This window comes from Streptomyces sp. JLBG701, from assembly GCF_058544905.1.
Map to the genome: position 1 here is coordinate 10,242,203 of NZ_CM178588.1, position 12,971 is coordinate 10,255,173.

A 12,971-nucleotide genomic window follows, 5' to 3' on the forward strand; every position below is an offset into this window, starting at 1 on the left:
AGAAGCCTGCTGAAGACCGGTTGAGGGGCTGTCCGGCAGTCGGCCGGACAGCCCCTGTTCCTGATTGAGGTTCCTTGCTTGAGCACGCTATTCTGCATTGATGACCGCCGATGATCCGTTGACCGCGCAGGAAGAGCGCTTCTGGCGCGCCCTGATGCGCGTCATCGTCGCGCTGCCGCGCTCGCTGGACGACGATCTGCTGCGGTCCACGGGACTGACGCTCACCGAGTACGTCGTCCTGATGAGCCTGTCCGAGGCCGAGAACCAAGAGCTCCGCATGACGGACCTCGCCACGGCGACCGCCTTGTCGGCAAGCCGTATCACCCGCGTCGTGGACGCTCTGCAGAGCCGCGGCCAGGTCGTCAAGCGGCGCTACGAGGGGGACGCCCGGGGCAATGTCGCGACCCTCACCCCGGAAGGGCTGAAGCGACTCCAGGCCGCGTATCCCGTTCACCTGGCGAGCGCCCGCAAGCGGGTCATGGACCTGCTCGACGGCAGGTCGGTGCCGGCCATGGTGAGGCAGTTCGAAGCGGTGGTCGAGAAGCTCGACTGAGTTCCGCCGTCAGTCTTCCTGAACGTCAAGGGTCCCGGACATGTACGTCGTGTCCGGGACCTTTCGCGTCCGGTGGTGGCGCCGCCCACGGTGCTAATATACGAGTGTCAAATAGTTGTCCGGGGGGCAGCTCCAGCCCACCACGTGGAGAGAAACCATGGAACAGCGACGACTGGGCAGTCAGGGCCTGACCGTAGGCGTGCAGGGCCTCGGATGCATGGGGATGAGTGCCTTCTACGGCACCACCGACGAGGCCGAGTCACTGGCCACCATCGACCGGGCCCTGGAACTGGGCGTCACTCTGCTGGACACCGCCGAGAGCTACGGCCCCTTCGCCAACGAGCAGCTCATCGGCAAGGCCCTTGCAGGGCGCCGGGACGCGGCCGTCCTCGCCACCAAGACCGGCGTCGAGATCACCGACGACGGCGATGTGCTCGACCTCAACGGCCGGCCCGAATACGTCCGCCACGCACTCGAACGTTCCCTGCGGCACCTGGGCACGGACCACGTCGACCTCTACTACCTGCACCGCATCGACCCCAAGGTGCCGATCGAGGAGACCGTCGGCGCGCTGGCCGCTCTGGTCGCCGAGGGCAAGGTTGGCCACATCGGCGTGTCCGAGGCCTCCGCGCAGACGATCCGGCGTGCCCACGCCGTGCACCCGCTCACCGCCGTCCAGACCGAATACTCGCTCTTCGAGCGCGACATCGAGCACAACGGGGTGCTCGACACCCTGCGCGAACTGGGAATCGGCCTGGTCGCCTACTCCCCGCTGGGGCGTGGTTTCCTGTCCGGCGCGATCACCAGCCCCGACGACTTCGCCGAGGACGACTGGCGCCGGACCGACCCCCGGTTCCAGGGCGAGAACTTCGACCGCAACCTCGACGTCGTCCGCGAGGTCCGCCGTATCGCCTCCGCCAAGGACGTCACGCCCTCCCAGCTGGCACTCGCCTGGGTCCAGCACCAGGGCGCGGTCGCCATCCCCGGCACCAAGCGCCGCCGCTACCTGGAGGAGAACGTCGCCGCGACCGAGGTGACCCTCACCGCCGAGGACATCGCCGCGATCGAGAAGGTCGCCCCGCACGGCGCGGTCACCGGCGAGCGCTACGCGCCGGAGTTCATGGGGACGCTCAACGGCTGAGAGCCGCCGACACCCCTCACACCATCCCGTTTCGGGGGCGCAGACCCCGCGACGTGTGCCCAAGTCAGGAGAACCACCTCATGTCCATGCCTCAGACGCCCCACACGTTCGGGGCAAGCACCACCGCCGCCGAGGTCACCGACGGCGTAGACCTGCACGGCCGCCGGGCCGTGGTCACCGGAGCCAGTTCCGGAATCGGGGTGGAGACGGCCCGGGCGCTCGCCGCGGCAGGCGCCGACGTCACCCTCGCCGTGCGGGACACCGACGCGGGTGCCCGCGTGCAGGCGCGGCTGGAGAAGGAACTGCCGCCCGGTTCAGGGCAGTTGACCGTGGGACGGCTCGACCTGGCCGACCGCTCGACGGTCGTGGCGTTCGTGGCGGCCTGGCAGGGCCCGCTGCACATCCTGGTCAACAACGCCGGAGTGATGGCCACGCCGACCCTCACCCGCACACCCGACGGCCAGGAATGGCAGTTCGCCGTCAACCACCTGGGCCACTTCGCCCTCGCCACCGGCCTCCACCCGGCCCTCGCGGCGGCGGACGGCGCCCGGATCGTCTCGGTGAGCTCCATCGGCCACCTCTTCTCACCCGTCGTCTTCGACGACCTGGCCTACCGCTACCGCCCCTACGACCCCTGGACCTCCTACGGGCAGTCCAAGACAGCCAACGCCCTGTTCGCGGTCGGCGCCGCCGAGCGCTGGGCCGACGACGGCATCACCGCCAACGCGCTGATGCCGGGCAACATCGCGGACACGTCCCTGGCCCGGCACATGGACATGGAGCAGGTCGCCGCCTTCATGGCCTCGGGCGAACTCGCACTACCCCCGCAGAAGACGGTGGAACAGGGTGCCGCCACCTCGGTGCTGCTGGCCGCCTCGCCGACGCTGAAGGGCATCACCGGCCGCTATTTCGAGGACTGTGCCGAGGCCAAGCCGGTCACCGAGCGAGCCGGTGCCGTCGCCGGCGTGGCGCCGTACGCCCTGGACGGGGAGAACGCGGCCCGGCTGTGGGCCGTATCCGAAGCTCTCGTCCGCTGACGATCCACCCTGCGCGCATGACCTCCCGAAACGAGCAGTGGGCCCGGCTGCGCCACCAGCTGTGGCAGCCTCCGCGCGCCCATGGAGAGCAGCCGCGCGAGCGGGTGGTCGGCCCGCTCGAACTCTTCTACGACCTGGTGGTGGTCGTCCTGGTCGCCCAGGCCGCACACCACTTCGCCGGGCACCTCACCTGGCGCGGCCTCGGCGAGTTCGCCGCGGTGTTCGCGCTGGTGTGGATCGCCTGGTTCAACGGCAGCCTCCACCACGAACTGCATGGTTACGAGGATGCCCGCGGCCGGAGCATGTTCCTGCTGCAGATCCTGGTGCTCGTCCCGCTGGGCGCGTTCATCCCCGAGGCGGGCGGCGCGCGCGGAGTCGCGTTCGCCGTGGACGCGGGGGTGCTGTTCGCGGTCCTCGCGGTGCTGTGGCTGCTCGCCGCACGCGGTGACAGCCCCGAATTCCGCCGCCCCAGCACGCTGTTCGTGACCGGGACGGCCGGCTGCGCGGTCGCCCTGGCAGCGAGCGCCGCCCTGCCCGCGGGCGTACGCGTGCTGACGTGGGGTCTGCTGGCCGTCGCCTACTTGGTGGGGTTCGCGGTCGTGGTCGGTACGGCCACGCCGATGCAGTCGGTCGCGCTCAGCGTGACCCATGCGCTCACCGAACGGTTCGGGCTGTTCATCATCATCGTGCTCGGCGAGACCGTGACCGGAGTGGTCGACGGACTGTCCCTCGAGCCGACCAACGCGCTCACCCTCGCCGTCGGGCTCGTCGCCGTCGTCGTCGGCTTCGGCGCCTGGTGGACGTACTTCGACTTCGCCGGACACCGGCAGCCGAGGCCCACGCGGGTGAGCACCGTCCAGTGGATGCTGGTGCACTTGCCGCTCACGGCCGCGGTGGCCGCCATGGGCGCCGCGATGGTCGGCCTGGTCGAGCACGCCCACGACAGCCGGACCCCCGCCGCCACGGCCTGGGTGCTCTGCGGCGGCGCGGCCGTCGTGCTCTGTACGACGATGGTGCTCGCGAGCTCCCTACGCGTCTGGCACGAGGAGCTCGAGCTCTACCGGCCGCTGGCCCGCACCTGCGCCGCCGTGGCCCTCGCGGCTGTGGCCCTCGGTGCCGTACGGCCCGCGCCACTGGTCCTCGGACTAGTGCTCGTCGCCCTCCTCGGCATCCCGTGGGGACTTGCTGTGGCACGTCGACTGGGACGGGACGAGACAGCCGCCCTGTGACCTCGTCAGGGCGTGGAGGCCCGCGTCTCGGTCCAGTCGACCATCAGCCGGCGCTCGGCGAAGAACCACTCGCCGTCCTGCTTGCTGAACTCGTCGAGATAGCGAATGGAGGCGATCATGAGCGTCCGCTGTCCGGAGTCGTCGACAGAGATGTGGTGGGCGATGCAGTAGCTCTCGCCCGTTGCCCGGCTCCCATCCAGGGTGATGGTGCTCTGGCCATTGAAGTGCGTGGTGGCCCGGTAGGTGTTGAGGTTGTCGAACACCGGGGCGAGGGACTCCCGGCCGCGCAGTTCCTGCGTCGGTTCGGCCACGGTGGCGTCCATGAACACGAGAAAGCGGGTGTCCTCGGTGAACAGGGCCATCTGGCCCTTGGCGTCCCGCCGGTCCGCGCAGTGCGCGTAGGCGTCGACCAACTCGCGGATGGCCAACCGGTCGGCGGCTTCCTGGGGCGAGAGCGAAGTGTGGGAGGCCATCACGGTTCCTTTCGACCCATTATTTGACAGATGTATAAAATCACTGCTCATGGCAGAGTGCAACGTGAACGCCAGGAGGGCAGAACCCTGAACGACCGGATCGATCCGCGCATCACCCGCACGACCCAGGCCTTCGAGCAGGCGATCGTGGACCTCGCCGCGCAGCGGCCCGTCTCCCGGATCACCATCGCCGAACTGGCCGACCGTGCCGGGGTCACCCGCGCGACGTTCTACAACCGCTATAGCACCCCGCTGGAACTGCTCATACAGGTCCTCTACGCGGACCTGGAGCGTGGCCACCGCCTGGAGGAGGAGCGGCGTACACAGGGCGGGTACTCGGCCCACGAACTGCTCCGCCTGGCCACGGCGGAGGTGGCCGACCACGTCGAGCGGTTCCTCCCGGTGTACCGGCACGCCCTCGCGGATCCCGCGGACAGCGGGGTGTACGAAGCGCTCGTACGCCACTTCAGCGACTACGCCCTGGCGTTCATGGCCCGCGGCGACCACCCGGGGCTGCCCGACGCCAACCGTCAGGTGATCGCGCAGTTCATGGCCCAGGGCTTCGCCGGGGCCATCCGGGCCTGGCTCAACGACCCGTCCGTCACGAAGGACGACCTGGTCGACGCGTCCGTGGCGTGCGCTCCCGCCTGGTGGGCGCCCGACGGCGACGCAGACTCCACGGACACGTCCGATCGTTTGTAGGAGTCGGCGCCGACTCTCGTCAACTCCCGTACACCCGCCGCGCGATGTGCTCCGCGATCATGATGGTGGTCGCGTTGGTCACGGTCGACGGGACCTCGGGCATGATCGAGGCGTCCACCACGCGCAGACCCGCCAGCCCCTTCACGGCCGCCGACTCGTCGACGACCGCCCGCTCGTCCCCGGGCCCTCCCATGGGCGCGGTCGAGGTCGGGTGGCCGTAGGTGGAGATGCCCGCCGCGATCGCCGCCGCCAGTTCTTCGTCGCCGCGTATCGCGTCACCCGGAACGAGTTCGGCGGCCACCGCACCGGCGAAGGGCGGGGTGCTCGCCAGACGGCGTACGAGCTTCACGCCCTCCAGCATGCGACGACGGTCCCTGGCCGTCGCCAGGTAGTTGTTGTCGATGACCGGGGCGTCGTAGGGATCGCAGGTGGCCAGCCGCACCGAACCGCGCGACTCCGGCCGGGTGAGGGCCGCGGCCAGGAGGATCGCCCCGCCGGTCGGGCTGAAGGAGCCGTCCAGCAGGTGGGTGGCGGTGACGCTGAGGTCCAGTTCGCCGACGTGCGCGTCCCGCGAGGCGAGCCACAGATGGGCCCCGAAGGCGAACGTCATGGTCTGGTGCTCGGGCGCGAGGGCGAACAGCGAGTGGAAGAACGGGTGGTCCTGCAACCCGCGGCCCACCGGAAGATCGGCGACCACGTCGATCCCGAGGGCCCGCAGATCCTCCGCCGGTCCGATGCCGGAGCGCAACAGGATGGCCGGGCTGCCGAAACTGCCGGCGGAGAGCACCACTTCAGCGGCCCGGAAGACCTCGCCCGACGCACTCACGACACCTCGCGCCACGCCGTCCTCGATGAGCACCTTGTCGATCGTGACGCCGCTCAGCACCGTCAGATTGGGCCGGCGCCGAACCTTGGGCGTCAGGTGGACCAGGGCGGTGTTCTGGCGCACCCCGTCGACGATGTTGACCGGGTAGCCGCCGGTGCCTCCCTGCTGGGCGCCGTTGAAATCGCCGTTCCGCGGGAATCCCAGATCCGCCGCGCTGTCCACGAACGCCCGCAGGGGAGTGGTGAGTTCCTCGTACGTCCACTGCCGGATGGGGAAGGGGCCGGTGCGGCCGTGATAGGCGTCGTCGCCGGTCGGTGTGTTCTCCATGGCCATGAAGGTCGGCAGGACCTCCTCGTACGACCAGCCCTTGATCCCGTAGCGCTCCTCCCAGGCGGCGAAGTCCGCCGCACGCGCCCGGATCGCCACCCCCGCGTTCACCGCCGAACTGCCGCCCATGGTCCGGCCCCTCGGCGCCGGGATACTCGGGGCGGAGTCCGTGGCCCGCGCGCTGTAGCCCCAGTCGTGGTCGGGGTCGGCCAGGAGGTGCGGGGTCAGCAGTCCCTCGGGGACTCGTCCGGCGGAGTAGTCGGGTCCGGCCTCGATCAGCAGGACCGTGCGTCGCGGATCCGCACTGAGCCTGGCGGCGAGCACGGCACCGGCTGAACCTCCGCCGATGATGACGACGTTGGCCTCGCGGCCGGGTTGTCCGCTTGTGGTGCTCATCTGCATCTCCCCATGTATATGCTTCAGCAAGCAAATCAAATGGCGTTCGTCGACTGAGCGGTGCGCTCGGTCGGACGTGTTCAGATGTGTAGTGCTTCCGTGACGAGGTGCTCGCCCAGCAGTCGTAGCGCGGCGTGTTGGTCGGCCCCGCGGATCGGTCCGATGACGTGGTCGATGCCGATGCAGGCCAGCCGCCGCAGTTCCGCGAGCAGGACCGGGATGTTCTCGCCGCGTGGACCGGGGTCGAGTGGGAGCAGGACCGTCTTCTCGATCTCGTCGTAGTCGCGCCCGACGCGATCGCAGTGTCCGCGGAGCACGTCGAGTTTGTGCTGGAGGTCCGGTGCGTGGAAGAGGTTGCAGGCATTCCCGTACTCCGCGACGAGCCGTAGTGTCTTCCGTTCGCCGGATCCGCCGATCAGGATTGGCGGATGGGGTCGCCGTACCGTGCCGGGGGAGTTGAGGGTGCGCTCGAGCCGGTAGTGCCGGCCGTCGAAGGGCTTTTCGTCGTCGCTCCACATCTGCAGGCAGATCCGAAGCGTCTCCTCAAGTCGCTCGAACCGTTCCGCGACGGGAGGGAACGGCAGCCCTAGGCCGCGCGCCTCGGCGATGTTGAAGCCCGCTCCGACGCCGATGCCCAGGGCGGCGCGGCCCTCGGAAAGGACGTCGAGCGTGGTGACCATCTTGGCCAGCAGCCCGGGTTCGCGATAGCCGACCGAGGTCACCAGGGCGAGCAGTTCCGCCCGTTCGGTGGACGCCGCCAGATAGCCCAGTGTGGTGTACGCCTCCAGCATCTCCTGTTCGGAGGCGCCCACGACGCCGATTTGAAAGAGGTGATCCATGACGGCGATACGGGTGAAGCCGTACTCCTCCGCGGCGCGGGCGAGGCGGCCCACGTGACGCGCGATACCTGCCGGGCCCCCGGGCTGGGTGAAATCCGCGATGGCGACGCCGAGGTTCATGCGGGCCTTCCGTCGTACGAACCGCTGGAACGATCGCCATCGAGTATGACGGGGCCACTATATGCTTTGTCAAGCAATAAAAGAGAGTGCAAGAGCCTCCTGCGCGGTCGGGCGACGCCGATGGTGATGCCCGGCCATTGAGCGGAGCAGTCGAATGACTCAAGCCCACCGCGCGGTGCCGGCCCTAGCGTGCTGATCGCGAAGGGTTGCGGAGGGAAGTCATGGGTGCTCCGGTACTGCTCGGACGGCAGCGGGAGATCTCGGTGCTGGCCGGGTTCTTGGAGCGGACGCCGCCGGACAGTGGGGTCCTTCTGGTTCTCGGCGAAGCCGGCATCGGCAAGTCGTCGCTGGTGCGCGAGCTGGAGTCCAGGGGTCGCGCCCGAGGCTTCCAAGTGCTTGGTCTGGTCGGAGTGGAGGCGGAGGCGGCGTTGTCCTTCGCGGGTCTTCACCGGATGCTCCGTCCCGTCCTCGATCAGGTCGCGCTGCTGCCGCGGGGCGTGCGGGAATCCCTGTGGGCGGCATTCAGGTCGGCCGAGCGTTCGCCGCGGGAGACCTTCCTGGTCGCGCTCGCGGTCCTCGATGTCCTCGCGGCGGTGGCCGCCGACGGGCCGGTGCTGGTGCTGGCCGATGACGTGCAGTGGCTGGACCCGCAGTCGCATGTGGTGCTGGCCTTCGTGGCGCGCCGGCTCACCGGCCCGGTGGCCGTCGTCGCCGTGATGCGCTCGGGCCATGAGGGACCCTTTCTGAGCTGTGGGTTCCCGGAGTTGACGGTGGGCGGCGTGGACGGCGAGGCCGCCGAGCGGATCCTGACCGTGCACGCCCCCGGTCTGCGCCCGGAGGACCGGCGGCGCGTCCTCGACGAGGCCCGGGGTAATCCGTTGGCCCTGCTGGAACTGCCGAAAGACATCGCGTCGTCGAGCCCAGGAAACCTTCGACCCGACCGGTGCGCTCGCCTGCGGTGACGACGTGCGGCTCGAACTGCGTGGCATGGGAGTCCCGTTCGACTGGCCGGAGTCGGCTTCGGGGCGGCGCCGGCAGATCGCCGAGCTCGTCGGCCTGCGGCTGTCGGACGAGGAGGTCGCGCGGCGGCTCGATCTGCCGACAACTGCCGTGGCGATGTACCGGGAGAACGGATGACAGGGCCTACGGTGCCCGGTCCTGTTCGTCGGCCGGGAACATCGCCTCCAGCGCACCACGAAGGGCGGCGCGCGAGGTGATGCCCAGCTTGGGGTACACGCGGTACAGGTGGGAGCCGATCGTGCGGTGCGACAGGAACAGCCGTTCGCCGATCTGCTTGTTGCTCAGGCCGGTGGCCGCGAGTTCGGCGATCTGCCGTTCCTGGGTGGTCAGCGCGTCCGCCGAAGTGCCGGTGGACCGAGTGACGGAGACGCCGGTGGCCCGCAGTTCGCCCGCGGCCCGCTGCGCCATCATCGCCGCTCCCATCCGGTCGAACGTCTCCAGGGCAGCGCCCAGGTGCAGCCGAGCCCCGGCCAGGTCATGGGTACGCCGCAGCCATTGGCCGTAGGCGAACTGCACGCGCGCGTGCTCCCAAGGCCAGCCGGCGGCCTCCGGGAGGGCCAGCGCCGTCTCGAACAACGCACCGGCTTCCTCGTCGTCGGCGGCCAGGGCGGCGGCCCCCGCGGTGATCAGGGCCGTGCGGGGCCCGATGAGGGGAATGCCGGCCTCCTGGGCGGCGCGGACGTGCGCCCGGGCCTCCTCGACGCGGCCGGTACGGACCGCCGCCTCCACGAGGTCGAGGACCACCCACCGGCCCGGGACGCCGGGACTGGGGGCGCCGGGCGCGTCGATCTTCGCCACCTGGACGAGGGCCTCCTCGAAGTCGCCCTGGCCGATGGCCGCGAGATTGCGCGCCGATCGAGCGTATCCCTCCGTCACCTCCATGCCGCGAGGTGTCGCCCAGGTCGTGGTCTCCTCGCTGCGGGTACGGGCGAGATCCGCGTCGCCGCGCAGAGCCGCGCCCGACGCCAGCAGGGCCCGAACCTGGCCTTCCCAGAAGTGGTAGCCGTAGGCCACCGCCAACTCCAGCCCCTCCTGCGCGAGTTGCTCCGCCTTGTCCCACTGTCCGTGGACGTAGGAGTCGTGGCAGAGCAGCATCAGTGCGGGGATCACCATGGCGATGGCGCCGCCGTCGCGTTCCCGGTCGACCATGCGGTGGAGCAGGTACCGGTACTCGGACAAGGTGTCCATGGCTACGGCGGCGAACGCCAGTGGGACGAGCTGCCAGGGTGCCGCGTCGGCGGGCAGCGCGGCGAACGCGTCCGCGAGACCTCGCCGGATCGCGTCGGATTTACGGGTGGGGTCGACGTAGGCGTCGTAGCACAGCCGGAATGTGCTGACCGTCTCCGCCGGGAAGCGGGCCATCGCGGAATCGAGCAGCGCCCATGGCTCGGGCCTGAGGGTGTAGAGGCTGACCAGCAGCAGGGCGTAGAGGATCCCGAGTTGGTCCCAGTCGTCCTTCCGGTCGGTGCCGGTGACCTCGTCGAGCGCCCGGGCCAGCAGCCGGTAGGCGGTGTCGACATCGCCCTCGTCATGGGTGAGGAGGTGGGCCGCGGCGGCGAAGACCAGTCCGGTCGGGGTGTCGGGTGCCTGTCCCGCTTCCGCCAACAGCCGGTTCACCTGGTCGAGTTGACCAGTCATGGTGGCGAGGTAGGCGGCCTCGACCAGACGGCGGGACCGGTCGACCGGGTGCGGACTGAGTTCACCGGCGCGCATGAGCGCCGACACCGCGGCGGACGCGGCGACGCGCCGGCGGTCGGTGACGACGGTCCCGTCCAGGTCCTGCTGGTCGGTGGGGGAGCGGGTGCCGCGCCGCCAGGCGGCCAGGGCCGCTTCGTCCAGCGCACGCGCCACCGACTCGTCGGGTCCGATGGCGGCTTCCGCGAGATGCCAGGCGCGGCGCTCGGGGTCGTCCGCCAGAGCGGCGGCCAGCGCCCGGTGCGCGGCCCGGCGTTCGTCGGGTGGCGTCATGTGCACCGCCGCCGAAGCGGTGAGCGGGTGGTGGAACGTCACGCCACCACTGGCCGCACGCAGGTGGACCAGGCCGGCCCGCTCGGCCGGGGCGAGGTCGTCGACGTCGGCGGAACCCTGTGCGGCGATCCGTAGCGTGGGCAGTTCGGCGTCGGTGTCCAGCGCCGCCAGCAGCAGGAGCTTGCGGGTCGGCGCGGGTAGCTCCGCGATCGGCGCGACGAAGGCCGCCTCCAGCTGCCTCGACAGGGGCAGCCGCGCAGGCAGTGGGTCGTGGCCGGAGCGCTGCCCGTCGGTCAGCGCGAGGGGCAGTTCCCGGAGCGCGAGCGGGTTGCCCACGGCTTCGGCGAGCAGCCGTCGGCGTACCGCGGGTGCCAGCCCCGGCGAGTACGAGTCCAGCACTTCAGCCGCCGACCTCGCGTCGAGCGGTTCGACCGAGTGCTCGGCCAGTCCGGCCTGGCGGAAGAGGGCTTCGGTGCCTGTCCGGGCGGCGGCCAGGACGACGATCGGGGCGTCGGCGATGCGCCGTACGACGAATCCCAGGACGGCCGCGCTGGCCCGGTCGAACCAACTCACGTCGTCGGCGATCATCAGCAACCCGCGCTCGGCGGTGGTCCGCTCCAGGAGAGCGAGCACCGCTGTCGACACCAGCGGGTCCGGAGCCGGTACGGGCGTGAGGCCGAAGACCTGGTGGAGGGCGTCGCGATGGTGGTCGGCGAGCTGGTCGACGTCATGGCGCAACGGGTAGAGCAGCTGGTGCAACGCCGAGAAGGCGATCCCGGTCTCGAACTCCACGCCGGAGGCGCGCAGGACACGCATACCGAGGTCCGCGGCCCGCGCGGCGGCGGCGTCCAGAAGCGCGGTCTTCCCGACCCCGGGTTCACCGCGCAGCCGGAGGCCGGAGCCGACCTGGCCGTCTCCGGCGAGCAACGAGTCGATCAGTGACAGTTCGGCAGTACGCCCCAGGAGCCGGCGTGCGCCTGACGGTGATCGTGTCGGCTCCTCGGCCTGGCGACGCCTGTCGGAGGTTGTCACGGTCTCAATATAGACCCACCTATGTGCTTGACTACGCAAATAGTTGTCAAACTCACCGCGGGCCAAGTAACAGCAGGTGACCTGCCCATTGGGTAGGGTCGACGGATGACCAGCGACCCGATGCCGGAAGCCGAGGCCGCCGCCGAGTTGATGAAGGCGATGACCCGGCTGCGTGCCCGGCTGCGCACGGAGTCGACGCCGGACGACAGGCAGTGGACCTGGTCGTAGCTGACCACTCTGGGCCGGATCGCCGAGGAGGGCTCCGTCACGGCCAGCGAGCTGGCGCAGGCCGAGCATGTGCGCCGCCAGTCGATGGCCGAGACGCTCGCCGCCCTTCGCGCCGGAGACCTGATCACCACGAGCAAGGACCCCAGCGACGGCCGTAAGGCACTCGTCCACGCGACACCCGAGGGACGGGCGCTGATCCAGACGATCCCGGCAGCCCGCGTGTCCTGGCTCGGTGGAGCGATCGAGGCTCACCTGCGAGCGGACGAGCGCGAGATCCTGCTGAAGGCCGCGGCGATCATGAACCGGATCGCGGACAGCGGCATGTGACGGTCGGCTTCGGTCCGGGCGGCCATGGGGCACGCCCGGACCGGAGGCTTCAGGCCGTCTTGCTCAGCGCCCACAGTTCGTCGGTGTTGATGACGTGCGCCTGGTGCGCGAAGACCTTCTCGGTCAGGACACGGTGGACCTCGGGGTCGGGGTCGCCGGTCGCGTCCTGGAAGACGTCGAGCCGGAAGTCGTCGTCGGCGGCCTGCCGAAGGGTCGTCAGTACGACTCCGCCCGTGGAGAGTCCGGCGAGGACGAGCGTGTCGATGCCCTGGTCGCGCAAGGTGGCGGGCAGGTCGGTGGCGCTCGCGAACGCGCTGATACGGGTCTTGCGCACGGTGATGTCCCGCTCATGCACCTCGAACGACTCGTGCAGTGCCGCCTCGGGGCTGCCGTCGGCGAGGAACTCGCTCTGCGCGACGGGGGCGAAGGCCTTGTTCCGGGCGGGCCCGGCGGCGAAGTCCTCGGCGGTGAACGCGACACGGACATGGGCGACTTGCACGTCGTTGGACCGGGCCCAGGACAGGGCCGCGTGCGCGCGGGAGAGCACCTGGTCCGAATCGGGGACCGCGGCGAGAACGGCCGGCTGGAAGTCCATGAGCAGCAGGGCGGTGCGGTGTCAGTGAGCGGACTTGGGGTTGGTGTTCGCCAGGTGACGGTCGAAATCCTCACCAACAAAGCCTTCACCGGCACCTACACCGTCCTGGAGACCCCCGAGAAAGGTCGGCGGTCGCATCAGCCGAGCCGACGTCGCCG

At 70.2% G+C, this 12,971-nt stretch carries 14 protein-coding genes; 9 read left to right on the forward strand and 5 right to left on the reverse strand.

What is annotated here, in order from left to right; translation table 11 throughout:
* Positions 1-100: 100 nt before the first annotated feature.
* The 4 genes from AC5DRG_RS46815 (at position 101) to AC5DRG_RS46830 (ending at position 3,960) form a co-directional block, all read left to right on the forward strand.
* Positions 101-553: a MarR family winged helix-turn-helix transcriptional regulator gene (locus tag AC5DRG_RS46815; protein WP_491806402.1), complete on the forward strand. Its 453-nt coding sequence runs from the start codon at positions 101-103 to the stop codon at positions 551-553.
* A 157-nt stretch (positions 554-710) separates the two neighbouring features.
* Positions 711-1,694, forward strand: a complete 984-nt coding sequence (locus AC5DRG_RS46820) for an aldo/keto reductase (RefSeq protein ID WP_491806403.1) — start codon at positions 711-713, stop codon at positions 1,692-1,694.
* A gap of 80 nt (positions 1,695-1,774) precedes the next feature.
* Positions 1,775-2,731: an SDR family NAD(P)-dependent oxidoreductase gene (locus AC5DRG_RS46825; RefSeq protein ID WP_491806404.1), complete on the forward strand. Its 957-nt coding sequence runs from the start codon at positions 1,775-1,777 to the stop codon at positions 2,729-2,731.
* A gap of 17 nt (positions 2,732-2,748) precedes the next feature.
* Positions 2,749-3,960: a low temperature requirement protein A gene (locus tag AC5DRG_RS46830; protein ID WP_491806405.1), complete on the forward strand. Its 1,212-nt coding sequence runs from the start codon at positions 2,749-2,751 to the stop codon at positions 3,958-3,960.
* Positions 3,961-3,965: 5 nt separating this feature from the next.
* Here AC5DRG_RS46830 and AC5DRG_RS46835 read toward each other — a convergent pair whose 3' ends face one another.
* Entirely contained in the window at positions 3,966-4,433 is a 468-nt protein-coding gene (locus AC5DRG_RS46835) for a nuclear transport factor 2 family protein (protein ID WP_491806406.1), read from the reverse strand.
* A 57-nt stretch (positions 4,434-4,490) separates the two neighbouring features.
* On the opposite strand from AC5DRG_RS46835, the gene AC5DRG_RS46840 reads away from it, so the two are divergent.
* Positions 4,491-5,135: a TetR/AcrR family transcriptional regulator gene (locus AC5DRG_RS46840; protein WP_491806407.1), complete on the forward strand. Its 645-nt coding sequence runs from the start codon at positions 4,491-4,493 to the stop codon at positions 5,133-5,135.
* 19 nt (positions 5,136-5,154) lie between these two features.
* Here AC5DRG_RS46840 and AC5DRG_RS46845 read toward each other — a convergent pair whose 3' ends face one another.
* Positions 5,155-6,684 (reverse strand): GMC family oxidoreductase, encoded by a 1,530-nt coding sequence (locus AC5DRG_RS46845; RefSeq protein ID WP_491806408.1) that lies wholly within the window; start codon positions 6,682-6,684, stop codon positions 5,155-5,157.
* Between the two features lie 80 nt (positions 6,685-6,764).
* The gene (locus AC5DRG_RS46850) at positions 6,765-7,643 is read right to left on the reverse strand and encodes an LLM class F420-dependent oxidoreductase (RefSeq protein ID WP_491806409.1); all 879 of its coding nucleotides are present in this window, start codon (positions 7,641-7,643) and stop codon (positions 6,765-6,767) included.
* A gap of 221 nt (positions 7,644-7,864) precedes the next feature.
* On the opposite strand from AC5DRG_RS46850, the gene AC5DRG_RS46855 reads away from it, so the two are divergent.
* Both AC5DRG_RS46855 and AC5DRG_RS46860 read left to right on the forward strand, forming a co-directional pair.
* Positions 7,865-8,605 carry an AAA family ATPase gene (locus AC5DRG_RS46855; RefSeq protein ID WP_491806410.1) on the forward strand — a complete coding sequence of 247 codons (741 nt, stop codon included), beginning with the start codon at positions 7,865-7,867 and terminating at the stop codon, positions 8,603-8,605.
* A gap of 4 nt (positions 8,606-8,609) precedes the next feature.
* Entirely contained in the window at positions 8,610-8,780 is a 171-nt protein-coding gene (locus tag AC5DRG_RS46860; protein ID WP_491806411.1) for a hypothetical protein, read from the forward strand.
* Positions 8,781-8,786: 6 nt separating this feature from the next.
* Here the strand turns inward: AC5DRG_RS46860 and AC5DRG_RS46865 are convergent, their stop codons facing one another.
* Entirely contained in the window at positions 8,787-11,663 is a 2,877-nt protein-coding gene (locus AC5DRG_RS46865; protein WP_491806412.1) for an AAA family ATPase, read from the reverse strand.
* 105 nt (positions 11,664-11,768) lie between these two features.
* Between AC5DRG_RS46865 and AC5DRG_RS46870 the strand changes: the two genes are divergently transcribed.
* Positions 11,769-11,891 carry a hypothetical protein gene (locus AC5DRG_RS46870; protein WP_491806413.1) on the forward strand — a complete coding sequence of 41 codons (123 nt, stop codon included), beginning with the start codon at positions 11,769-11,771 and terminating at the stop codon, positions 11,889-11,891.
* Positions 11,892-11,909: 18 nt separating this feature from the next.
* Entirely contained in the window at positions 11,910-12,218 is a 309-nt protein-coding gene (locus AC5DRG_RS46875) for a MarR family winged helix-turn-helix transcriptional regulator (RefSeq protein ID WP_491813347.1), read from the forward strand.
* 49 nt (positions 12,219-12,267) lie between these two features.
* Here AC5DRG_RS46875 and AC5DRG_RS46880 read toward each other — a convergent pair whose 3' ends face one another.
* The gene (locus tag AC5DRG_RS46880; protein WP_491813348.1) at positions 12,268-12,822 is read right to left on the reverse strand and encodes a cysteine hydrolase family protein; all 555 of its coding nucleotides are present in this window, start codon (positions 12,820-12,822) and stop codon (positions 12,268-12,270) included.
* Positions 12,823-12,971 lie beyond the last annotated feature (149 nt).